Source organism: Pseudomonas sp. 22526 (assembly GCF_052044735.1).
GTDB lineage: Bacteria > Pseudomonadota > Gammaproteobacteria > Pseudomonadales > Pseudomonadaceae > Aquipseudomonas > Aquipseudomonas piscium.
On sequence record NZ_JBQENK010000023.1, the window covers coordinates 1 to 21959 of the forward strand.

21 protein-coding genes are annotated in these 21959 nt (G+C 62.4%); 6 read left to right on the forward strand and 15 right to left on the reverse strand.

Annotated elements, in window-relative coordinates:
• Positions 1 to 76 precede the first annotated feature (76 nt).
• A complete protein-coding gene (gene lnt / locus ACTJKT_RS26760; RefSeq protein WP_440789213.1) occupies positions 77 to 1612 on the forward strand; it encodes an apolipoprotein N-acyltransferase in 1536 nt (511 codons plus the stop codon).
• A 71-nt stretch (positions 1613 to 1683) separates the two neighbouring features.
• Here the strand turns inward: lnt and ACTJKT_RS26765 are convergent, their stop codons facing one another.
• Together ACTJKT_RS26765 and ACTJKT_RS26770 are read right to left on the reverse strand one after the other, a co-directional pair.
• Positions 1684 to 2454 carry a YdcF family protein gene (locus tag ACTJKT_RS26765; protein ID WP_440789215.1) on the reverse strand — a complete coding sequence of 257 codons (771 nt, stop codon included), beginning with the start codon at positions 2452 to 2454 and terminating at the stop codon, positions 1684 to 1686.
• 127 nt (positions 2455 to 2581) lie between these two features.
• Complete coding sequence (locus tag ACTJKT_RS26770; RefSeq protein ID WP_025807683.1) at positions 2582 to 2902, reverse strand: hypothetical protein; 321 nt, start codon at positions 2900 to 2902, stop codon at positions 2582 to 2584.
• Between the two features lie 259 nt (positions 2903 to 3161).
• Here ACTJKT_RS26770 and leuS point away from each other — a divergent pair, with 259 nt between their 5' ends.
• From leuS to ACTJKT_RS26795, 5 genes are all read left to right on the forward strand, one after another.
• Complete coding sequence (gene leuS / locus ACTJKT_RS26775; RefSeq protein WP_440789217.1) at positions 3162 to 5768, forward strand: leucine--tRNA ligase; 2607 nt, start codon at positions 3162 to 3164, stop codon at positions 5766 to 5768.
• 88 nt (positions 5769 to 5856) lie between these two features.
• Complete coding sequence (locus ACTJKT_RS26780) at positions 5857 to 6462, forward strand: LPS-assembly lipoprotein LptE (RefSeq protein ID WP_025807686.1); 606 nt, start codon at positions 5857 to 5859, stop codon at positions 6460 to 6462.
• 29 nt (positions 6463 to 6491) lie between these two features.
• Positions 6492 to 7529: a DNA polymerase III subunit delta gene (gene holA, locus ACTJKT_RS26785; RefSeq protein WP_063433146.1), complete on the forward strand. Its 1038-nt coding sequence runs from the start codon at positions 6492 to 6494 to the stop codon at positions 7527 to 7529.
• A 214-nt stretch (positions 7530 to 7743) separates the two neighbouring features.
• Complete coding sequence (gene arfA / locus ACTJKT_RS26790) at positions 7744 to 7905, forward strand: alternative ribosome rescue factor ArfA (RefSeq protein ID WP_007927093.1); 162 nt, start codon at positions 7744 to 7746, stop codon at positions 7903 to 7905.
• A 61-nt stretch (positions 7906 to 7966) separates the two neighbouring features.
• Positions 7967 to 9289, forward strand: coding sequence for a lytic murein transglycosylase (locus ACTJKT_RS26795; RefSeq protein WP_440789220.1), 1323 nt, complete (start codon positions 7967 to 7969; stop codon positions 9287 to 9289).
• A 95-nt stretch (positions 9290 to 9384) separates the two neighbouring features.
• On the opposite strand, the gene ACTJKT_RS26800 is transcribed toward ACTJKT_RS26795, so the two are convergent.
• The 13 genes from ACTJKT_RS26800 to ACTJKT_RS26860 all read right to left on the reverse strand — a co-directional run bounded on the left by ACTJKT_RS26800 (position 9385) and on the right by ACTJKT_RS26860 (position 21815).
• Complete coding sequence (locus ACTJKT_RS26800) at positions 9385 to 10332, reverse strand: S66 peptidase family protein (protein ID WP_440789222.1); 948 nt, start codon at positions 10330 to 10332, stop codon at positions 9385 to 9387.
• A gap of 168 nt (positions 10333 to 10500) precedes the next feature.
• On the reverse strand, positions 10501 to 11523 hold the full coding sequence (gene lipA, locus ACTJKT_RS26805) for a lipoyl synthase (RefSeq protein WP_053281074.1): 1023 nt from the start codon (positions 11521 to 11523) through the stop codon (positions 10501 to 10503).
• A 1-nt stretch (position 11524) separates the two neighbouring features.
• A complete protein-coding gene (gene lipB, locus ACTJKT_RS26810) occupies positions 11525 to 12172 on the reverse strand; it encodes a lipoyl(octanoyl) transferase LipB (RefSeq protein ID WP_124309638.1) in 648 nt (215 codons plus the stop codon).
• Positions 12172 to 12447 (reverse strand): DUF493 domain-containing protein, encoded by a 276-nt coding sequence (locus tag ACTJKT_RS26815; RefSeq protein ID WP_008152827.1) that lies wholly within the window; start codon positions 12445 to 12447, stop codon positions 12172 to 12174. Before ACTJKT_RS26815 ends, lipB begins: the two co-directional genes overlap by 1 nt.
• An 80-nt stretch (positions 12448 to 12527) precedes the next feature.
• Positions 12528 to 13685, reverse strand: a complete 1158-nt coding sequence (locus tag ACTJKT_RS26820; protein WP_025807694.1) for a D-alanyl-D-alanine carboxypeptidase family protein — start codon at positions 13683 to 13685, stop codon at positions 12528 to 12530.
• Between the two features lie 185 nt (positions 13686 to 13870).
• Positions 13871 to 14872 (reverse strand): septal ring lytic transglycosylase RlpA family protein, encoded by a 1002-nt coding sequence (locus tag ACTJKT_RS26825; protein ID WP_440789225.1) that lies wholly within the window; start codon positions 14870 to 14872, stop codon positions 13871 to 13873.
• On the reverse strand, positions 14872 to 15885 hold the full coding sequence (gene mltB / locus ACTJKT_RS26830; protein ID WP_044465252.1) for a lytic murein transglycosylase B: 1014 nt from the start codon (positions 15883 to 15885) through the stop codon (positions 14872 to 14874). The genes ACTJKT_RS26825 and mltB overlap by 1 nt, the downstream gene beginning before the upstream one ends.
• 17 nt (positions 15886 to 15902) lie before the next feature.
• Positions 15903 to 17006 (reverse strand): rod shape-determining protein RodA, encoded by a 1104-nt coding sequence (rodA, locus tag ACTJKT_RS26835; RefSeq protein ID WP_189635944.1) that lies wholly within the window; start codon positions 17004 to 17006, stop codon positions 15903 to 15905.
• Positions 17007 to 17037: 31 nt separating this feature from the next.
• Positions 17038 to 18933 carry a penicillin-binding protein 2 gene (gene mrdA, locus ACTJKT_RS26840; protein WP_440789227.1) on the reverse strand — a complete coding sequence of 632 codons (1896 nt, stop codon included), beginning with the start codon at positions 18931 to 18933 and terminating at the stop codon, positions 17038 to 17040.
• 12 nt (positions 18934 to 18945) lie between these two features.
• Entirely contained in the window at positions 18946 to 19413 is a 468-nt protein-coding gene (gene rlmH / locus ACTJKT_RS26845; RefSeq protein ID WP_003185785.1) for a 23S rRNA (pseudouridine(1915)-N(3))-methyltransferase RlmH, read from the reverse strand.
• 9 nt (positions 19414 to 19422) lie between these two features.
• Entirely contained in the window at positions 19423 to 19845 is a 423-nt protein-coding gene (gene rsfS / locus ACTJKT_RS26850) for a ribosome silencing factor (protein WP_009051039.1), read from the reverse strand.
• Between the two features lie 60 nt (positions 19846 to 19905).
• Complete coding sequence (gene nadD / locus ACTJKT_RS26855) at positions 19906 to 20550, reverse strand: nicotinate-nucleotide adenylyltransferase (protein WP_025807711.1); 645 nt, start codon at positions 20548 to 20550, stop codon at positions 19906 to 19908.
• Positions 20550 to 21815: a glutamate-5-semialdehyde dehydrogenase gene (locus ACTJKT_RS26860; protein ID WP_009051041.1), complete on the reverse strand. Its 1266-nt coding sequence runs from the start codon at positions 21813 to 21815 to the stop codon at positions 20550 to 20552. The genes nadD and ACTJKT_RS26860 overlap by 1 nt, the downstream gene beginning before the upstream one ends.
• Positions 21816 to 21959 lie beyond the last annotated feature (144 nt).

Genomic DNA, 21959 nt, shown 5'->3' on the forward strand with positions numbered 1-21959 from the left:
TTGAAAAAACCAAACCACACTCCTCGCGCCTTGCCCTGCGCAACAGCAGGCTCCGGCGCGACACAGGAAAGAGCAGATGACACGCCTCTTGCTGCGCTTAACCCGCCCCGGCTGGCCCGGTAACCTGCTGGCCATGGCGGCTGGCGCAATCACCACCCTGGCCCTGGCGCCGTACGACATCTGGCCGCTGGCACTGCTGGCGGTCGGCTTCTTTTATGCCGGCCTGCGCGAGCTGAACCCGCATCAGGCGCTGTGGCGCGGCTGGTGTTTCGGCTTCGGCCTGTTTGCCGCCGGCACCAGTTGGATCTACGTCAGCATCCATACCTACGGTGGCGCCTCGGTGCTGCTGGCCAGCTTGCTGATGCTGGCCTTCATTGCCGCCATCGCCTTCTTTTTCGCCCTCCCGGCCTGGCTCTGGGCGCGCTGGCTGCGCCGCAATGAGGCGCCCCTCGCCGACGCCCTGGCCTTCGCTGCCCTCTGGGTGGGCCAGGAAGCCTTCCGCGGCTGGTTCCTGACGGGTTTCCCCTGGCTCTACTCCGGCTACAGTCAGCTCGACGGCCCTCTGGCCGGCCTGGCCCCGCTGGGTGGCATGTGGCTGATCTCCTTCACCCTGGCGCTGACCGCCGCCCTGCTCTACAACCTGCCCGGCCTGATCCGCGCTGGACGCAAAGGCTTTATCGCCGCCGGTCTGGTGCTGCTGGTCGGCCCCTGGATGATCGGCATCGCGCTCAAGGGACATGCCTGGACCAGCCCGTCGGGCGAGCCGCTGACCGTGGCGGCGATCCAGGGCAATATCGAACAGAACCTGAAATGGGACCCCGCGCAACTCAACTCCCAGCTGGCGCTGTACCGCGACATGAGCTTCAGCTCCAAGCGCGTGGATCTGCTGGTGTGGCCGGAAACCGCGGTGCCCGTGCTCAAGGAATCGGCCGAAGGTTATCTGAACATGATGGGTAACTTCGCCGCCGACCGACATTCGGCGCTGATCACCGGCGTACCGATCCGCCAGGAAGTGCATCACCAGAAACGTTACTTCAACGGCATTACCGTGGTCGGCGAAGGCGATGGCGAGTACCTCAAGCAAAAGCTCGTGCCCTTCGGCGAGTACGTGCCCCTGCAAGACCTGTTGCGCGGCCTGATCGCCTTCTTCGACCTGCCCATGTCGGATTTCGCCCGCGGCCCCGCCGACCAGCCGTTGCTGCAAGCCAAGGGTTACCAGATTGCGCCATTCATCTGCTACGAGGTGGTGTATCCGGAATTCGCCGCCGGCCTGTCAGCCCGTAGCGACCTGCTGCTGACCATCAGCAACGACACCTGGTTCGGCACTTCGATCGGCCCGCTGCAGCACCTGCAGATGGCCCAGATGCGCGCCCTGGAAGCCGGCCGCTGGATGATCCGCGCCACCAACAACGGGGTGACCGGCCTGATCGATCCGTTCGGCAAGATCACCGTGCAGATTCCACAGTTCGAACGCGGAATTCTCTATGGCGAAGTAGTGCCGATGCACAACCTGACGCCTTACCTGCAGTGGCGCTCATGGCCCCTGATCATCCTGAGCGTTCTGCTGTTCGGCTGGGCCCTGCTGGCTAGCCGGATCGCCAAGACTGTCTGACCTCATCATAGCCAGCTCGCTCCTGCCAGGAATCTGCGACTCCTGCGGGAGCTGGCTGGCTCGAGATGAGCCTAGTCCTCTCCACGATAAAACAGCTTGTAGCCCACCAGCCCCACCGCCTCGTTCAGCAACTGGCCGCTCTGCCAGATCGACTTGAACTCCGGCATCCAGCCGCCCAGCGGCCTGGCGTTATCCACCCCGAGGAATCCCACCGGTGCCGGCACCACGGTGAATCCTGCCTGCTCGAAACTCCAGACAGCCCGCTGCATATGCCAGGCCTGGGTGACCAGCACTATACGTTTGACGCCTTGCGGTTCCAGCACTTGCGCAGTGAATTGGGCGTTTTCCCAGGTTGTGCGGCTGCGCCCTTCCTGCCAACGCACCTTCACGTCGAAATCGTTCAGCAACGACTCGGCCATCAACGCCGCTTCCGTAGGCGGCGTGCCGTAGTGCAGGCCTCCGCTGGTCAGGATCGGCAATCCGGAAGCCTTGGCCAGGCGCGCCGCGTAACGCTGGCGCTCAAGCCCGACCCCGGTCGGCTGGTCGCTTCCCCAGGCCGGATCGCCACGCTCCCGTCCAGAGCCCAACACCACGATCGCATCGGCCTGTTCGGCCAGGGTCGACCACTGGCTTTGCGTCAGAGCCGGCTCAATCTCCAGGGTACTGGCGCCCCACTCCACCATCACAGGCAGGCTCATCAACCAGAACCCGCCCAGGCCTAGGGCAAAACACACACCGGCCAATCGCGGCCTAGAGCGACGAAACCACCAGGCGAGCAGAAGCAACAGCAACAGAAGGCCTGGCGGCAGGAACAGTTGTTTGACGAAATAACGAAAAGGCATCGAGCATCTCCAAAGATGCTCGAAGCCTAAGTGGGTAAAAGCAAAGCAACAACAGATACGAAACAGATTTTACGCACAAGGTACGCGGCGTTGACGCTGCGCAGATGCCCGAATGGGCGGCGCAGACTCATTTGAACTGCAGGGACCGGACCTTTACCGCATCCCGGGCGGGCACCTTGTCTTTCAACCAGATGACCTTGGCCGAATGTGGAGTCACTTCGTGCCTCAGGCATTCGAGCACGCTCAATTGCGTCTCACGCTCACTACGATCCAGATAGGCCTTGATCACCTCGAGCTCGGCATGACTCAGGCCCCGCAACTCCAACTCCGCAGGACGCTCATTACGCAAGCTCCCTGCTGTTCTCGCTGCGTCCAGGGCCAAAGCCAGACGATCTATCAATCGTTCGTACAACTCGGGTTTTGTAACTTTCCGCTGCGACTCAACCATCCATTCACCTCATGAAAGTAAGACTCACTCCCCTTTTTGAGCTTAGTCGCACTGCCAAAACCGGCAGGGTGCCGCGACCAACGGCCCACGGCGCGTAATCAGGGTTTCCCTCGGTAGAGCGCGGTCATGTATGCTACGGCGCTTCCTGTAACTCCACTTCCAGCTCGACTGGGTCGCGAAAACGCCATATCTGGCGTCATCACCGCCCAACGTTGCATTGAAGAGGATTAGGCCACCCCTATTCAGTTCAAAAGTAGCCATGCACGAACACTATCAGCCCCGTGAAATCGAAGCCGCCGCCCAGTCGTTCTGGGATGAGCAAAAGTCCTTTGAAGTCAGTGAACAGCCAGGCAAGGAAACTTACTACTGCCTGTCGATGTTCCCTTACCCCAGCGGCAAGCTACACATGGGGCACGTGCGTAACTACACCATCGGCGACGTGATCTCCCGCTACCAGCGCATGCAAGGCAAGAACGTGCTGCAACCCATGGGTTGGGACGCCTTCGGCATGCCGGCGGAAAACGCCGCGATGAAGAACAACGTCGCACCGGCCAAGTGGACCTACGAAAACATCGCCTACATGAAGTCCCAGCTGCGCAGCCTGGGCCTGGCGGTGGACTGGTCCCGCGAGGTCACGACCTGCAAGCCGGACTACTACCGCTGGGAACAATGGCTGTTCACTCGCCTGTTCGAAAAAGGCGTGATCTACCGCAAGAACGGCACCGTGAACTGGGACCCGGTCGACCAGACCGTTCTGGCCAACGAACAGGTGATCGACGGTCGCGGCTGGCGCTCCGGCGCGCTGATCGAAAAACGCGAAATCCCGATGTACTACTTCAAGATCACCGCCTACGCGGATGAACTGCTGGAGAGTCTCGACGAGCTGCCGGGCTGGCCCGAGCAGGTCAAGACCATGCAACGCAACTGGATCGGTAAATCCCGTGGCATGGAAGTGCAATTCCCCTACGACCAGGCCTCCATCGGCGAAGCGGGCGCACTGAAAGTCTTCACCACCCGCCCTGACACCCTGATGGGCGCGACCTACGTTGCCGTAGCCGCCGAACACCCGCTGGCCACCCTGGCGGCGCAGAACGATCCGGCGCTGCAAGCCTTTATCGCCGAGTGCAAGGGCGGCAGCGTCGCCGAAGCCGACATCGCCACTCAAGAGAAGAAAGGCCTGCCGACTTCGCTGTTCGTCGAGCACCCGCTGACCGGTGAAAAACTCCCGGTATGGGTCGCCAACTACGTGCTGATGCACTACGGCGATGGCGCGGTAATGGCCGTTCCGGCGCACGACGAGCGCGATTACGAGTTCGCCACCAAGTACAACCTGCCGATCAAGAACGTGGTGCGTACCAGCGCTGGCGACGAAACGCCTGCGCCTTGGCAGGACGCCTACGGCGAGCACGGCGAACTGATCAATTCCGGCGAGTTCAACGGCCTGGATTTTGCCGGTGCCTTCGACGCCATCGAAGTGGCCCTGCTGAAGAAAAACCTCGGCCAATCCCGTACCCAGTTCCGCCTGCGCGACTGGGGCATCAGCCGTCAGCGCTACTGGGGCTGCCCGATCCCGATCATCCACTGCGACAGCTGTGGCGATGTACCGGTACCGGAAGACCAACTGCCGGTAGTACTGCCGGAAGATGTGGTGCCGGACGGCGCCGGTTCGCCACTGGCGCGCATGCCCGAGTTCTACGAGTGCAGCTGCCCGAAATGCGGCAAGCCTGCCAAGCGTGAAACCGACACCATGGACACCTTCGTCGAGTCCTCCTGGTACTACGCCCGCTACGCCTCGCCAAAATACGAGGGTGGCCTGGTCGACCCGGCCGCCGCCAACCACTGGTTGCCGGTGGACCAGTACATCGGCGGTATCGAACACGCGATCCTGCACCTGCTCTACGCCCGCTTCTTCCACAAGCTGATGCGCGACGAGGGCCTGGTCAGCTCCAACGAGCCGTTCAAGAACCTGCTGACCCAAGGCATGGTGGTCGCCGAGACCTACTACCGCCGCGAAGCCAACGGTGCCTACACCTGGTACAACCCGGCCGACGTCGAGCTGGAGCGTGACAGCAAGGCCAAGATCGTCGGCGCCAAGCTGATCAGCGACGGCCTGCCGGTGGAAATCGGCGGTACCGAGAAAATGGCCAAGTCGAAGAACAACGGCGTCGACCCTCAGTCGATGATCGAACAGTACGGCGCGGATACCTGCCGCCTGTTCATGATGTTCGCTTCGCCGCCTGACATGAGCCTGGAATGGTCCGACTCCGGCGTCGAGGGTGCCCACCGCTTCCTCAAGCGCGTCTGGCGCCTGGCCCAGTCCCATGTAGCCCAGGGCCTGCCGGGCACACTGGAGTTGGGTGCGCTGAATGACGAACAGAAAGTCATTCGTCGCGCCATCCACCTGGCGATCAAGCAAGCCAGCCAGGACGTCGGCCAGAACCACAAATTCAACACCGCCATCGCTCAGGTCATGACGCTGATGAACGTGCTGGAAAAAGCACCGCAAGCCACCCCGCAGGACCGTGCCCTGTTGCAGGAAGGCCTGGAAACCGTGGCCCTGCTGCTGGCGCCGATCACCCCGCACATCAGCCACGAGCTGTGGAGCCGGCTGGGTCGCAGCGGCGCCATCATCGACGCCGGCTGGCCGGTGCTGGATGAGAACGCGCTGGTTCAGGACAGCCTGCAGCTGGTCATTCAAGTGAATGGCAAACTGCGTGGCCAGATCGAAATGCCGGCCAGCGCCAGCCGTGAAGAGATCGAAGCCGCCGCTCGGAGCAACGAGAACGTGCTGCGCTTCACCGAAGGCCTGACGATTCGTAAAGTGATCGTCGTGCCTGGCAAGCTGGTCAATATCGTCGCTAGCTAATTGGATCAGGCGTCAGCCCAAGGCTGACGCCGAATAAAACCTCCAGGGCCGCCCTATCGGCCCACATGGTTTCAAGGGGAGCAACAAGATGATCAAACGCAACCTCCTGGTGATGGGCCTGGCCGTACTGCTGAGCGCCTGCGGCTTTCAGCTGCGCGGCACCGGCACTACCGAACTGGCGATCAAGGAACTCGACCTGAGCGCGCGCAACGCTTACGGCGAAACCGTGACCCAGCTGCGCCAGGTTCTGCAGAGCAGTGGCGTCAAGGTCTACGCCGGCGCGCCTTACAAGCTGGTACTGACCCGCGAACAGGAATCCCAGCGCAGCCTGAGCTACGCCGGTGCCGGTCGTTCGGCCGAGTATGAAATGACCACCGTGCTGAACTACGACATCCAGGGCCAGAACAACCTGACCCTGCTCAGCGACAAGCTGCAAGTGCAGAAGGTCTACATCCACGACGGCAACAACCTGGTGGGTTCCGACCAGGAGTCGCTGGAAGTGCGCAAGGAAATGCGTCGCGACCTGGTACAGAACATGATGCTGCGCCTGCAACTGCTGACTCCGACCCAGCTGGATCAACTGCAGCAGACCGCGGATGCCCGCGCCAAGGCCGAGGCCGAGGCGCTGGAAGCCGCGCAGAAGGCTGAGGCGGAAACCCCGCAACAGTCGCCCATGCAGCTGCCGAACCAGTAAGTCTTGCGGGNCCCCGCTTGCCCCTCCTTATGAAACTCGCCCCCGCTCAACTCGGCAAACACCTGCAAGGCACGCTCGCACCGGTCTATGTCATCAGTGGCGATGACCCGTTGCTGTGCCAGGAAGCCGCCGATGCCATTCGCAGCGCCGCCCGCCAGCAGGGCTTCGACGAACGCCAGGTATTCAGCGCCGACGCCAATTTCGATTGGGGAACGTTGCTGCAAGCCGGCGCGAGCATGTCGCTGTTCGCCGAAAGACGCCTGCTGGAACTGCGCCTGCCTTCGGGCAAGCCCGGTGACAAAGGCGCCGCGGCCTTCATCGAATACTGCTCACGGCCGGCCGAAGACACCCTGCTGCTGATCAGCCTGCCCAAGCTCGATGGCAGCGCGCAAAAGACCAAATGGGGCAAGGCCCTGATCGACGGCGAGCAGACCCAGTTCATCCAGATCTGGCCGGTGGATGCCAGCCAGTTGCCGCAGTGGATTCGCCAACGCCTGTCCCAGGCCGGGCTTTCCGCCAGCCAGGACGCCGTGGAACTCATCGCGGCCCGGGTAGAAGGCAACCTGCTGGCCGCCGCCCAGGAAATCGAAAAGCTCAAGCTGATGGCCGAAGGCGGCCAGATCACGGTGGAAACCGTGCAAGCGGCAGTCGCCGACAGCGCGCGCTTCGACGTTTTCGGGCTGGTGGATGCCATCCTCAATGGCGAGGCGGCGCATGCCTTGCGCATGCTCGAAGGCCTGCGCGGCGAAGGTGTCGAGCCTCCGGTGATTCTCTGGGCCCTGTCCCGGGAATTGCGGGCGCTGGCCAATATGTCGCTGCAGTACAGCCAGGGCACTCCGCTGGACAAAGTGTTCAGCCAGGCCCGCCCGCCCGTCTGGGACAAACGCAAGCCGCTGATGAGCAAGGCCCTGCAGCGCTATTCGGCGCCGCGCTGGGCGCAATTGCTGCTCGATGCCCAACGTATCGATGCGCAGATCAAGGGGCAGGCCGCCGGTTCGCCCTGGAGCAGCCTGAGCCGCCTGTCGCTGCTGATGGCCGGCCAGCGTCTGCCTCTCCCCGCCGAATAAACCCGACACTTTGCAGGAGCGAGCTTTCTCGCGATCAGCGTCAGCCTTGGTACCGCGGTTTCCTGGCTGATCACCATCGCGAGCAAGCTCGCTCCTACAGGTTCGGGAGATCCAACGAAAAACACTGAAAAGTCCTACACATCGCGGGGCTGGACAGCAGGACAAAGCTGGCCGATCATCTGCCGCGCAAACCCACCTCAAGCGAGAACCCAAAATGAGCAAGCCATCCAAGCATGGCCCCAACAAGGCCAAATCCATCATCGCCCAGCCCCTGTTCCGCAGCCGTCAGGAACGACCCGCCAAGGGCAAAGGCAGCTACCGCCGCGAAGCCTTCCAGTCTAAAAGCTGGGAGGCTTCTTACTTTCTGGCTGCATAAAGCGGAGAACCCCGCCGGCGTGATAAGGTCTGTATCTGATTCGTATTCTCTGGACCTGTGCATGCCCTTTTGTCTTTCCCGTCGTTGGCACCTGCGCCAACTGATCGCTGCCTCCAGCCTTGCCCTGCTCGTCGCCTGCGCGGAAAAACCCACCGCCGCCGATGCCCAGCCACTCCAAAGCATTCAAGCCGCCCCTCTCGCCGCACCTGCGACCGTCGCTGCGCTGGCCGTCGACAATCTGGACATCCAGCCAACCCAGACCTTTGCCCAATGGCAGGCAGGCTTCCGTGTCGAAGCACTGAACGCCGGGATCCGCGCCGATCTTTTCGACCGGGCGTTCGCCGGCGTCACCCCGGACATGGGCGTGATCAAGGCCGACCGCAGCCAGCCGGAATTCACCCGGCCGGTGTGGGAATACCTCGACGGCGCTCTGTCGCCGCTGCGGGTGCGCAAGGGTCAGGCGCTGATCAATCAATACGCCGACATCCTGCAGCAGATCGAACAACGTTATGGCGTCGATCGCCAGGCGCTGGTGGCGGTCTGGGGCATGGAAAGCAACTTCGGCGAGTTCCAGGGCAACAAATCGGTGATCCGCTCCCTCGCCACCCTGGCCTACGAAGGTCGCCGTCCGGCCTTTGCCAACAGCCAGCTGCTGGCCGCCCTGCAAATCCTCCAGCACGGCGACATCCAGCCCGAGAAAATGCTCGGCTCCTGGGCCGGTGCGATGGGGCAGACCCAGTTCATCCCGACCACCTACAACACCCACGCCGTGGACTTCGACGGCGATGGCCGTCGCGACATCTGGAACAGCCCGGCCGATGCCCTGGCCTCGACCGCGCACTATCTGCAAAGCTCCGGCTGGCAGAAAGGCCAGCCCTGGGGGTTCGAGGTGCAGCTGGCGAACGGCTTCGACTATGCGCTGGCGGACGGTGCGACCCGTAAGCCGGTGGCCGAATGGCTGCGCCTGGGCATGAAACTGCCCAATGGCGCCAACGTTCCGGCCGGCTCCGAACAGCTTTCGGCGGCCTTGCTGCTGCCGGCGGGTTATCGCGGTCCGGCGTTCCTGATCCTCGACAACTTCCGCGCCGTTCTGAAGTACAACAACTCTTCGTCCTATGCCTTGGCGGTGAACCTGTTGTCGCAACGCTTCAACGGTTCAGGCCTGATCAACGGCATCTGGCCGAAAGACGACATGCCTCTCAGCCGCTCCGAGCGCATCGAGTTGCAGAACCTGCTCAGCGCCAACAATTACGATGCCGGCAACCCGGACGGCATTATCGGCGCCAATACCCGCAAGGCGATTCGCAGCGCGCAGCAATCGCTGGGCTGGCCTGCCGATGGCTATCCGACCCACAAGCTGCTGGAGAGCCTGCGCTCGCGTTGAAACTGGAAGGGCGACGCCTGAAGCGCCGGCGCCATCGCGAGCAAGCTCGCTCCTACAGAGGAGCGGTTTGTTCGCGATAGCCAGTTGAGGGCTGATCAGCCGAATACCACATCCTGTTCCAGGATCAACTGCTTCTCCCCCGCATCCAGCCTGACCATCGCCCCCAGCGGCAGGGTCAGGTTCGGATCGCAGTGACCACTGCGCCACCCAGCCAGCACAGGAATGCGCAGGGGTTCGAAGGTCTGCTTGAGCAGCCCGGCAAGCGCCTGGGGCTCCACTCCCGCCACATCCCCCACCAGCACGCCGCGAAGCCTGTCGAGCTTGCCCGCCAGGCGCAGATGCGTCAGCAGACGGTCGATCCGGTACAGCGGCTCGTTGATGTCTTCGATAAACAGAATGATGCCGTCGGCGTTGATCTCATACGGCGTGCCCATGGTTGCGGCGATCAACGACAGATTCCCCCCGAGCAGTTGGCCGCAGGCGATGCCGGGTTCGATGGTGGTCAAGGGATAAGCCGTTGGATGGGCCAACAGGCTGCCGGCCTTCAGCTGCCCCCTGAGCAGGCTGAACAACGAAGACTCGGTCGGCGGCTGTTTGTCGCCCAGCAGATCGGCATTGAGCATCGGCCCGTGAAAGGTCACGAAACCCGCATAACGATTGATGGCCAGATGTAACGCGGTGATGTCGCTGTAGCCGACAAACGGCTTGGCATGGCGGCGTAGCAGGTCGTAATCGATCCGGTCGAGCAAGCGTGGGCTGCCGTAGCCGCCTCGCAGGCACAGGATGGCATCGACATCGTCATCGGCAAAAGCGGCGTGCAGGTCATTCAGGCGGACCTCGTCGCTACCGGCCAGATAGCCATCGCTCTGTTGGACCCCGGGGTAGATCCGCAGCGAATAACCTCGAGCGCGCATCCAGCGAACGGCTTGCTCGGTATCCAGGGCAGCAGGCCCGGCGGGTGCAATCAAGCCGATCCGCCCTTGCGAAGGCAGCGCCGGCACCGGCCGTTGCGCACAAAGGACGTCAGTCGGTTGGAGGGTCATCCAATGGTTCTCCCTGTGTGGATTCTCTAGTGCACAGTAGACATGAAAGCGGGCAAACAGAAGTGCCGAAACGCCACGGCGCTTGCAGGGAAAGTCTATGAAGGGAGGGAAACGCGGGCGTAACGGAAGATGACGCCCGCAAGGAAAAGACCTTGCGGGCGCTTTACATCAGGAGACCAGGCCTTCTTTGGCCAGCTTCGCCTGCTCGTCGGCGTGGTAGGAGGAACGTACCAGCGGGCCCGAGGCGACGTTCTTGAAGCCCATCTTGTAACCTTCCTCGGCGAACCAGGCGAAGGTGTCCGGGTGCACGAAACGCTGCACCGGCAAGTGGCTGCGGGACGGTTGCAGGTACTGACCGAGAGTCAGCATGTCGATGTCGTGCTCGCGCATGCGCTTCATGACCTCGATGACTTCGTCGTCGGTCTCGCCCAGGCCCAGCATCAGGCCGGACTTGGTCGGTACGTGCGGCACCAGCTGCTTGAACTTCTGCAGCAGGGTCAGCGACCACTGGTAGTCCGAACCCGGACGCGCGGCCTTGTACAGGCGCGGAACGGTTTCCAGGTTGTGGTTGAACACATCCGGTGGCTCGGCCGCGGTGATTTCCAGCGCGACGTCCATGCGGCCACGGTAGTCCGGGACCAGGGTTTCCAGCTGCACGTTCGGCGACAACTTGCGGATTTCGCGGATGCAGTCGGCAAAGTGCTGGGCACCGCCGTCACGCAAATCGTCGCGGTCGACCGAGGTGATCACCACGTACTTCAGGCGCAGGTCGGCGATGGCTACCGCCAGGTTCATCGGCTCATCGACGTCCAGAGGCTTCGGACGACCATGACCGACGTCGCAGAACGGGCAGCGACGGGTGCAGATGTCGCCCATGATCATGAAAGTCGCGGTACCGCCGGAGAAGCATTCGCCCAGGTTCGGGCAGGAGGCCTCTTCGCAGACGCTGTGCAATTTGTGCTTGCGCAGCAATTGCTTGATCCGGTCGACTTCCGGGGAAACCGGAATACGCACGCGAATCCAGTCAGGTTTCTTCGGCAGTTCGGTGGTCGGAATGATCTTCACCGGGATACGTGCGACTTTCTCGGCACCGCGCAATTTAACGCCGGCTTCAACTTTCGCACGGGCCGGGCGCTCGGAAACATCCAGCGTCGGGATCAGGGTTTGCACAGCGTCTTGCGCAGTAGTCATATCAGTCGATTCCGCCCGTTAGGGTCGTCTGCTCAGCATAGTCGAGGTGTTTGACGAGCTGCGCGCGCAGCCGGGCACTTACCTCGGCAAATTCAATCGGTCCTGTGTGGTCGCTCAGCTGGGTCATTGCCAGCCCGGCATAGCCACAGGGGTTAATCCGTCGAAACGGCTGCAGATCCATGTCCACGTTCAAGGCCAGGCCGTGAAAGGAACAACCATGGCGGATCCGCAGGCCCAGGGAGGCGATTTTCGCGCCATCGACGTAAACGCCAGGGGCATCCGGCTTGGCCGCCGCAGTCACGCCGTAGCTGGCCAGCAGCTCGATCAGGCACTGCTCCATCCGGCTGACCAGGTCGCGCACGCCAAAACCCAGGCGGCGCACGTCCAGCAGCAGGTAGGCCACCAGTTGGCCAGGACCGTGATAGGTCACCTGGCCACCCCGGTCGACCTGCACCACCGGGATATCCCCGGGAAGCAACAGATGTTCGGCCTTGCCCGCCTGGCCCTGGGTAAAGACCGGCGGATGCTGCACCAGCCAGACTTCATCGGGAGCGTCGGTGCCGCGTTCGTTGGTAAAGCGTTGCATGGCCTGCCAGACCGGCTCGTAGGCCATCTGGCCGAGCTCGCGAAAGCCCAGCGTTTGCGGCATCACAGCACCATGTGCACGAAACCGGTGGCCCGCAACTCGCTGTTGATGTCGTACAGCTGTTCTTGACCGGTGGCGATGATGTGCAGCTGGATGGTCGTGTACTTGCCGTTGGTGCTCTGACGCTCGGCCAGGGTCTTGTGGTCAACGGTCGCGTGTTTTTCAAGGATCGCGATGATCTTGTCCTTGAAACCCACGCCGGTGTCGCCGATCACCTTAATCGGGTAATCCGCGCAGGGGAATTCGATCTTTGGCGCCTTTACTTCGGTGTCTGTCATGGCGTAACGGCCTCGTAAGCCGTGGCGACGGACGTGGCCCCCGCTCTACTTCAGAGCGAGGGCCACGCGGGTCGACAATATCAGTTGAACAAGCCGTAGAAGAATAGGCGGATGCTATCCCACATGCGGCGGAAGATACCACCTTCGTCGACCGCGTCCAGAGCGATCAGGTCGGCACTATGCACCACCTTGTCGTCCAGTTTCACTTCGACTTTACCGATCACATCACCCTTGGCGATAGGCGCGGTCAATTGTGGATTCATGGTCATGCTGGCGGCGAGCTTCTTCAGCTGGCCTTTTGGCATGGTCATGGTCAGGTCCTGGGCCAGACCGGCCTTGACCTGGGAAGTGGTGCCCTTCCAGACAGGCGCCTGAGCCAGCTCGGTGCCCTTCTGGTAGAAGGTCTGGGTTTCGAAGAAGCGGAAACCGTAGGTCAGCAGCTTCTGGGTTTCGGCTGCGCGAGCCTGCTCGCTGTTGGTACCGAATACCACGGCGATCAGGCGCATGCCGTCACGCACGGCCGAGGACACCATGCAGTAGCCGGCTTCGTCGGTGTGACCGGTTTTCAGGCCGTCGACAGTCTTGTCACGCCACAGCAATAGGTTGCGGTTAGGTTGCTTGATGCCGTTCCAGAAGAACTCTTTCTGCGAGTAGATCGCGTAGTGAGCCGGGTCTTCATGAATGATGGCGCGAGCCAGTACCGCCATGTCGTGCGCCGACGAGTAGTGCTCGGGGTTCGGCAGGCCGGTCGGGTTCATGAAGTGGCTGTTGGTCATGCCCAGGTCGCCGGCGGTCTTGTTCATCATGTCGGCAAAGGCGTCTTCGCTTCCGGCGATGTGCTCGGCAACCGCGACGCTGGCGTCGTTACCCGACTGGATGATGATGCCGTGCAGCAGGTCGCTGACGGTAACTTGCGAGCCGACCTTGATGAACATCCGCGAACCGCCGGTACGCCAGGCGTTCTCGCTGACGGTCACCGGGTCGTTCTCACCGATCTGGCCGCGACGGATTTCCAGGGTCGCGATGTAGGCCGTCATCAGCTTGGTCAGGCTGGCTGGCGGCAGACGCTGGTCACCATTGTTCTCCACCAGCACGTTACCGCTGCTGGCCTCCATGAGCACATAGGACTTGGCGGCCAGCTGCGGTGGCGACGGCATCACTTCTACCGCCCAGGCGGCAGGCGTGATGATCAGCGGGACAAGCAGACACAGGCGTTTGGCAAAGGTGGTGATGTTCATCCGTCTCTCGAAATTGCTAATGGAAACTTGTCCTCGCGGACAAAACTATTCAGACAGCCTTCTAAAGGGCTGTCGCGTGTTCAGTTGTTCACTCACTGACCCTTGCCGGGCTTTTGTTGTACGACGAGCCAACAACCTGGGTTCACCCCCCAAATACCGCAGGCGAACCATGAATCAGTATCCGATTACTCGGCGGTTACCAGGCTCGGCTGCCCCAGATTGGCCAGCCGGACACTGTTCTGCACTTGCTGGATCTCACCCTGCGAGCCGATCGGCCCCAGGCGCACCCGATGCAGGGTCTGTTGATTGCGCACGATCGAGCTGATGAACACCGGAGCGCTCACCATCCCGCTCAGCTTCGAGCGCAGGAGCTCGGCAGCGTCCGGGTTGGCGAAGGCGCCCACCTGCAGATACTGGCCAGAGGCTTGCGCAGAAGCGTTTTTTTTTGCATCCAGCTGCACCGGCACAACGGCCGCGGCGTGCTGCTGCGGAGGCGGAGTCCATTGTTCTACGGTGCCCGTGGACGCCGTCATCACTGGCGTGGCTTTCGGCTCGTTGAGCATCAAGGGCGCCGGCCGGCCGCGCTGGGCCCACCATTCCTGCGGGTCGATGCCCTCGACCTTGACCCGGGCGGTACCGATCTCGGCGTAACCGAGCTTCTTGGCCGCGGCGTAGGACAAATCGATGATCCGGTCCGAATAGAACGGCCCACGGTCGTTGACCCGCAGGATCACGCTCTTGTGGTTGTCCAGGTTGGTCACCCGGACATAACTCGGCAAGGGCAGGGTCTTGTGCGCGGCACTCATGCCGTACAGGTCGTACACCTCGCCATTGGCGGTGTTCTGCCCGTGGAACTTGGTGCCGTACCAGGAGGCCGTGCCCGAAGCGACATAACGCTTGGATTCGGCCATCGGGAAATAGGTCTTGCCCAGCACCGTATAAGGGTTGGCCTTGTACGGACCGGTGTGCAGGGTCGGCGTGGCGTCGGGGATGCGCGATACATCGACGTCCCACCAGGGCGCACCGTCTTTGTGGGCGCGGTTGATGTCCAGGCCTGGCGTCGCACGTACAGCCGTCGCCGGGCCTTTCTGTTTTGGCGCCTGGGTCGACGAACAACTGACCACCAGCAAGGACAACGCGGCAAGAGCCACCAGCTTCAGGGGTTTGCGGATTGGCGATGCCAGCATTACTTGACGCCCCGTGCTTGGACCAGCTGTTCAGAGAGCTGATGTACGGCCATGGCGTACATCACGCTGCGGTTATAACGCGTGATCGCGTAGAAATTCTTCAGGCCCATCCAGTATTCGGGGCCATTGTCACCTTCCAGGCGGAAAGCCGTGACCGGCATATCATCGCGCAGCGCATCATGACTCGACCAGCCCAGCGCCCGCAACTCCCCGACGGTTTTCGTCGGTTCGATACCGGTGGTCAGGCCTTCGTCGACCCGGTCGCCACGCACTTCGGCCCGGCTGACCACCGGCTGCCCGGCCTCCCAGCCGTGACGCTTGAAATAGCTGGCAACACTGCCGATGGCATCGTCCGGATTGGTCCAGATATTGATGTGACCATCACCGTCGAAGTCCACAGCATAGGCGCGAAAACTGCTTGGCATGAACTGCGGCAAGCCCATGGCACCGGCGTAGGAGCCTTTCAGGGTCAGTGGATCGACCTGTTCCTCACGGGCCAGCAGCAGGAATTCGCGCAATTCCTTGCGGAAGAACTCGGCGCGTGGCGGGTAATCGAAGCCCAGGGTCGACAGCGCATCGATCACCCGGTAATTACCGGTGTTGCGCCCGAAGAAGGTTTCAACGCCGATGATCGATACGATCACCTGGGCCGGTACGCCGTATTCCTGCTCGGCACGGGCCAGTACTGCCTCGTGCTGGCGCCAGAAGTCCACACCGCGGGCGATCCGCGCGTCGGTGATGAACATCGGCCGGTATTCTTTCCACTGCTTGACCCGCTCGGCGGGCCGGGAAATGGCGTCGAGGATCGACTGCTTGCGCTCGGCCTCGCGAAACACACCCATCAGCTGTTCGCCCGCAAAGCCGTAGTCGCGAGTCATTTCGCCCACGAATTCGGCCACTTGGGGCGAACCTTCGTATTCGCCGCCGGCCAGCGCTTCCTGCGCTGCGCCAAGGATGCCTACCAGACCGACCCACGGCGCATACCGAGCGGTCCAGCCACGCATTGCTTGCATTGAATTCTTCACCTTATTCAAACCTGCGCGATCCACTTACGATGGGTATGGATCGACATCAAAACCCCAAACGCTGACAGCAGCGTCACCAGCGAAGTTCCTCCGTAGCTAATGAACGGCAACGGCACCCCCACGACCGGCAACAGGCCACTGACCATACCGATGTTGACGAAAACGTAAACAAAAAACGTCATGGTCAGGGCGCCGGCAAGCAATTTGCCGAACAGCGTCTGCGCCTGGGCGGTGATCACCAGACCACGACCGATCAGCAGCAGATAGATCAGCAGCAGGGCGCAAATGCCCACCAGGCCGAACTCTTCGCCCATGACCGCGATAATGAAGTCGGTGTGACTCTCGGGCAAAAAGTCCAGGTGGGACTGAGTACCCAGCAACCAGCCTTTGCCGAAGACGCCGCCGGAGCCGATGGCGGCCTTGGACTGAATGATGTTCCAACCAGTGCCCAGCGGATCGCTTTCCGGGTCGAGGAAGGTCAGGATCCGCTGCTTCTGGTAGTCGTGCATGATGAAGAACCACATGGCGATCGCCACCGGCACCGCGGCGGCCAGCACGCTGAGGATCCAGCGCCAGCGCAGCCCGCCCATGAACAGCACGAAGGCGCCGCCGGCAAGGATCAGCAGCGAGGTCCCCAGGTCCGGCTGGCGCACGATCAGAATGAACGGAATACCGATCAGGACCAGGCTGATGCCCACATGCTTGAGTTGCGGCGGCAAGCTGCGCTTGGCCAGGTACCAGGCGATGGTCGCCGGCATGATGATCTTCATGAACTCCGAGGGCTGGAAGCGAATCACCCCGGGGATATTGATCCAGCGGGTGGCACCCATGGCGTTGTGCCCCATGACATCCACCACCACCAGCAGCACCACGCCGAACACATAGGCCAGCGGCACCCAGCGGGCCATGAACCGGGGTTCGAACTGGGCAATGACGATCATCGACACCAGACCGATGCCGAACGATGTCGCCTGCTTGCCCAGCAGGTCCCAGCTCTTGCCGCTGGCCGAATACAGGACGAACAGGCTGCCAGCCGCCAGGGTCAGCAACAGGATCAGCAATGGACCGTCGATGTGCATGCGCTGCAACAGCGTCGCGCGGCGACGCATCACATCCTCGCTGGACAGGATGCGATCGAAATTACTCTTCACGGGCCGTAGCCTCCGCACTGATAGGGCCGGCAAACTCAGGCTTGAGCAGGCCATCCGGGCCGAGGAGCCAGGCATCCATCACCTGGCGCACCACCGGGGCCGCCACGCCGGAACCGGACTCGCCGTTCTCGACCATGACCGAGACCACGATTTTCGGGTTTTCCGCCGGCGCGAAGCCGACGAACAGGGCGTGGTCGCGATGGCGCTCCTGAACCTTGGAGCGGTCGTACTTCTCGCCCTGCTTGATCGCAACCACCTGGGCCGTACCACTCTTGCCGGCGATCCGGTATTGCGAGCCGATGGCCGCCTTGCGCGCCGTACCGCGGGCACCGTGCATCACCTGCTGCATGCCGTGGTTGACCTTCGTCCAGTCCGACGGATCGCGCAGGACGATGTCCGGCATAGGGTTTTCATCCACCGGTTTTTCGCCTTCGATGGTCTTGGCCAGGTGCGGACGGTTCCACTTGCCCTTGTTCGCCACCAGCGCCGTGGCCTGGGCCAGCTGCAACGGGGTGGACTGCATGTAACCCTGGCCGATCCCGAGAATCAGCGTCTCGCCCGGGAACCAGGCCTGGCGCCGGGTGGCGCGCTTCCATTCCCGCGACGGCATCAGGCCCGGCGACTCCTCGAACATATCCAGCGAGACCTTCTGGCCGATCCCGAACTTGTTCATGTAGGCCGACAACCGATCGATCCCCAGCTTGTGGGCCAGGTCATAGAAATAGGTGTCGTTGGACCGCATGATCGCGGTATCGAGGTCGACGTAACCGTCGCCGCTGCGGTTCCAGTTACGGTACTTGTGATCGTAGTTGGGCAGTTGGTAATAGCCCGGGTCATAGACCCGCGTGGAGGCCGTCACCACCCCGGAATCGAGACCGGCGATCGCCACTGCCGGCTTGATGGTCGAGCCCGGCGGATACAGGCCGCGCAATACCCGGTTGAACAGCGGACGGTCGATGGAGTCGCGCAGTTCGGCATAGGCCTTGAAGCTGATACCGGTCACGAACAGGTTCGGGTCGAAGCTCGGCTGGCTGACCATGGCCAGCACTTCCCCGGTGTTCGGGTCCAGCGCCACCACCGCGCCACGCCGACCGCCCAAGGCAGCCTCGGCGGCTTCCTGCAGTTTGATGTCCAGGCTCAGGACAATGTCCTTGCCGGGAATCGGGTCGGTACGCTTGAGCACCCGCAACACGCGGCCGCGAGCGTTGGTCTCGACCTCTTCGTAACCCACCTGGCCGTGCAGTTCAGGCTCATAGAAGCGCTCGATCCCGGTCTTGCCGATGTGGTGGGTGCCGGCGTAGCTCACCGGGTCCAGGGTCTTCAGCTCTTTTTCGTTGATCCGCCCCATGTAGCCCACCGAGTGCGCAAAGTGCGCGCCCTGAGGGTAATGGCGGACCAACTGCGCCACCACTTCCACCCCGGGCAGGCGGAACTGGTTGACCGCGATCCGGGCAATTTGCTCTTCGTTGAGTTCGAACAGGATCGGCACCGGCTCAAATGGCCGGCGCCCCTGTTTCATGCGCTTCTCGAACAGCACTCGGTCTTCCGGCGTCAGCTCCAGCACCTCGACAATGACGTCGAGCACCTGGCGCCAGTCCCCGGAACGCTCGCGGGTCATGCTCAGGCTGAAACTCGGCCGGTTATCAGCCACCACCACGCCATTACGGTCGAAGATCAGACCGCGAGTCGGTGGAATCGGCTGGGTATGGACCCTATTACTCTCCGACTTGGTCGAGTGATATTCGTACTGAATCACCTGCAGGTAATACAACCGCGCGATCAGCACCCCGATCAGGCAGACCACGGCAATAGCCCCGAACACGACCCGGCTACGCACCAGACGGGCGTCTTTTTCGTGGTCCTTGATACGGATCGGCTGGGACATTAGGGGCGCGGACTATTTATGATAAGGGTGCCCGGACAGGACTGTCCAGGCGCGATACAGCTGTTCACCGATCAGAATCCGTACCAGCGGGTGCGGCAAGGTCAGCGGCGACAGCGACCAGCGCTGATCCGCCCGCGCGCAGACTTCCGGCGCCAGCCCCTCGGGGCCGCCGACCATGAAGTTCACGGTACGCGAGTCGAGGCGCCAGCGATCCAGCTCCACCGCCAGTTGCTCGGTGCTCCAGGGTTTGCCGTGAACCTCGAGGGTGACGATCCGCTCGTTCGGGCCGACCTTGGCCAGCATGGCTTCGCCCTCCTGACGGATGAAGCGAGCCACATCAGCGTTCTTGCCACGGGTATTGAGCGGTATTTCCACCAGTTCCAGCGCCAGCTCGGATGGCAGACGCTTGGCATACTCGTGCCAACCCTCTTCCACCCACTTGGGCATGCGTGAACCGACAGCGATCAGACGCAGGCGCACAGCCGTCCCTTATTGCTGGTCTTTGTTGAGCTTGGTGAAGTGCTCATGGGTGTGCTCCGGGCTGTGATGCTTGCCATCGGCCGCACGGCTCTGCTCGGCGCCCTGCCACAGACGCTCCAGGTCGTAGAACTGGCGTGCGGAGGCGGTCATCATGTGCACGATCACGTCGTCCAGGTCCAGCAGCACCCAGTCGCTGTCGCCCTTGCCTTCTTCACCCAGCGGCTTGACGCCCTGGGCCTTGACCATCTCGCGGACCTTTTCCAGCATCGCGCCGATCTGGCGGTTGGAAGTACCGGTGGCGATGATCATGTAGTCGGTGATGCTCTGCTTGTCGCGAACATCGATCACCAGGACGTCCTGGGCCTTGACGTCTTCCAGCGCGGCGACTGCCACCTTGACCAGATCTTCGCCTTTCATTACTTGGTTAGTCATATAAAACTCGTTCAGCTCGTATGTTTGGCGCGTTGCACGGCATTGGCCGGCAGCGCGCCTTCAGTTCGGCCCACGGTAAAGACCGTGGGCATCGATATAGGCCAGGACCGCATCAGGCACCAGGAAACGTACCGACTTACCGCTGGCCAGCAGTTGACGGATCTGGGTGGCGGACACCGCGAGCGGTGTCTGCCAGACGAATGCAATGTGTCCTCCGGGCCCTTGCAGGGCCAGGGGATCGCTCACCGAGCGCGCCGCCAGCAGGTTGCGCAACGCATCCGGCGGCTCGCTGTCGGCATCCGGGCGTTGCAGCACCAGGATGTGGCAATGCTGGAGCAACTCTTCCCAGCGATGCCAGGTAGGCAGGCCGCAAAAAGCGTCCCAGCCCAGCAACAGGAACAACTGGTCATCCGCGGCCATCTCGGCCCGCATCTGTTCCAGGGTGTCTATGGTGTAGGACGGCTTGTCCCGTTTCAGCTCACGGTCGTCCACCACCAGGGGTGAAACGCCCGCCACCGCACACTCGACCATCGCCAGACGGTCCAGGGCCGACACCTGCGGTGCATCGCGATGCGGCGGCCGCGCGCTGGGGGTCAGACGCAGCTCATCGAGCCCCAGCGAGTCGGCCACCTCCAGCGCGCTGCGCAGGTGACCGATGTGCACGGGGTCGAAGGTACCGCCCAGCAGACCGATACGTTTGCTCATCAAGTGCGCACATGGCCGTCGCCGAAGACGACATACTTCTCGCTGGTCAGCCCTTCCAGGCCGACCGGACCACGGGCGTGCAGCTTGTCGGTGGAAATACCGATCTCCGCGCCCAGGCCATATTCGAAACCGTCGGCAAACCGGGTCGAGGCATTGACCATCACCGAGCTGGAGTCCACCTCGTTGAGGAAGCGCCGGGCATCGGTGAAGTTCTCGGTGACGATGGCGTCGGTGTGCTGCGAACCGTAGGTGTTGATGTGCTCGATAGCCGCATCCAGGCTGTCGACCACCAGGATCGACAGGATCGGCGCGGTGTACTCGGTGCGCCAGTCTTCTTCGGTGGCCTCGATCACATCGTCGCCCAGCAAGGCGCGGGTACGCGGGCAACCGCGCAGCTCGACCTTCTTGTCGCGATAGATCGCAGCCAGTGGCGGCAACACGCGTTCGGCAATACCGGCGTGGACCAGCAGGGTCTCCATGGTGTTGCAGGGCGCGTAACGCTGGGTCTTGGCGTTGTCGGCGATGCGAATGGCCTTGTCCAGGTCGGCCGCCACGTCGATGAACACATGGCAGACGCCATCCAGATGCTTGATCACCGGGACCTTGGCATCGCGGCTGACCCGCTCGATCAGGCTCTTGCCGCCACGCGGCACGATCACGTCGACGAACTCGGGCATGGTGATCAGCGCGCCGACGGCTGCGCGATCGGTGGTTTCCACCACCTGCACCACCTGCGCCGGCAGACCGGCCACCGCCAGCCCTTGCTGGATGCAGGTGGCAATGGCGCGGTTGGAATTGATCGCCTCGGAGCCACCCCGCAGGATGGTAGCGTTGCCGGACTTCAGGCACAGGCTGGCGGCGTCGATGGTCACGTTGGGACGCGACTCGTAGATGATGCCGATCACGCCCAGGGGCACGCGCATCTTGCCGACCTGGATGCCCGAAGGCAGGTAGCGCATATCGCGGATTTCACCGATGGGGTCAGGCAGCTTGGCCACCTGACGCAGGCCTTCGATCATTTCGTCGATACGCACCGGGGTCAGCGCCAGACGATCGAGCAATGCCGGTTCCAGACCATTGGCCCGGCCGTTGGCCAGGTCCTGCTCATTGGCGGCGCTCAGTTCGGGGCGAGCAGCGTCCAATGCATCGGCAGCCGCCAGCAATGCGCGGTTCTTCTGCGCAGTGGTGGCACGGGCGATTACCCGCGAGGCTTCGCGGGCAGCGCGACCCAAACGGGTCATGTAGTCAAGAACGGACTCAGTCATGGTCTGCTGTGGTCTTGGCAAAGAGGAAAGCGGCTGATTATAGCTGTCGCGCCGGCCCACGGACAGCGGTCACGGGCGGATGGTCGAAATGGACGGCAAATACCTCTCGTTCAGCCTGAATTAAGCCTGGAATTGATATCATTC